2 protein-coding genes are annotated in these 1,269 nt (G+C 41.4%); one reads left to right on the forward strand and one right to left on the reverse strand.

Going from position 1 to position 1,269, the window contains the following annotated elements:
- The coding region (locus ACNPNW_RS05070; protein ID WP_448766629.1) for a glutathione-dependent formaldehyde dehydrogenase at positions 1-236 on the forward strand (236 nt) is incomplete at its 5' end.
- A gap of 133 nt (positions 237-369) precedes the next feature.
- Here the strand turns inward: ACNPNW_RS05070 and ACNPNW_RS05075 are convergent.
- On the reverse strand, positions 370-1,269 hold a 900-nt coding region (locus ACNPNW_RS05075), incomplete at its 5' end, for an IS5 family transposase (RefSeq protein ID WP_448766630.1).

Here is a 1,269-nt window from a genome sequence, read left to right on the forward strand (position 1 = left end):
CCGGTCCAATTCATGGCTTCCTGTTTGGTGATGCCTTTGACAAAGGTTTAACCTTTAAAATGGGACAAACCCATGTGCATAACTACTTGCCGCAGTTGCTAGAACATATTGAAAATGGAGATCTGTCTCCAGATCTGATTATTACCCATCGCATGAAACTGGAAGATGCTGCGGAAGGTTACCGTATTTTTGATAAAAAAGAAGAAGACTGTCGTAAAGTGATTCTGACGCCATAAATATGATTAAAGGAAAGCGCCATCAGGCGCTTTTTTATTTTTTATCATCATTTTATCAATCCTCTTTTTCTTGTTTTTAAGGGCTTTGTTGCACAAAGATTTGAAATGCAAAGCGCCCCTAATTGAGCCAAATTTAAGGCGTAACTTGGGTAAGTGGTCGACCTAATTCCGTAAATCTGTTAAGGACTGCTACACGTGCATGGATCTCATTCACTTGGCTATCAAAACTCCTTGCACTGAGTTTATCTCCTAATAATTTGATGCAATGCATCTTAGTTTCAACCAAACTTCGCCGATGATAGCCTGACCATTTTTTCCATAGTGTCCTGCCTAAACGTTTAATTGCTCGAAGTAATTCATTTCGCTCTAGCGAGCTACTCTTTGTATCTTTCCATGGTTTCGCATTTTTTCTAGGTGGAATCACCGCATGCGCTTGCCGATCTGCAATGACCTGACGGCATTGCTTGGTGTCATAAGCTCCATCGGTATAAACAGAGTCAATCTGCTCATCTTGTGGAATCTGATTAAGTAAATCACCAAGCACCTGTGAATCACTGACATTATTGGTTGTAAGCTGAACTGCTCGTATTTGTAGGGTTTTAGCATCTATACCAATATGAAGTTTACGCCATTGGCGACGATATTCAGGTCCATGTTTCTTGCGTTTCCATTCGCCCTCACCTAGAAACTTCATGCCTGTAGAGTCTATGAGTAGATGCAGCCCATCGCTACTTTTTTGGTAGCTGATTGCAATATCAATATGCTTTTGTCTTCTACAAAGCGTACTGTAATCTGGAGCTATCCAATTTAATCCGCAAAGTTTAATCAGACTTTGCACAAAGCCAGTGACCATACGTAAAGACAGACGGAATAAGGATTTAATCATTAAGCAGCATTGGATGACTGCGTCGGAGTAGGTTTGATTTCGCCCTTGTTTACCGATGGACGGAGCATACCATTGCGTAGCAGGATCAAACCAAATGGCAATATTTCCGCGACTCATGAGTGCTCGGTTATATGCGGGCCAATTGGT

The organism is Acinetobacter endophylla (assembly GCF_053543775.1).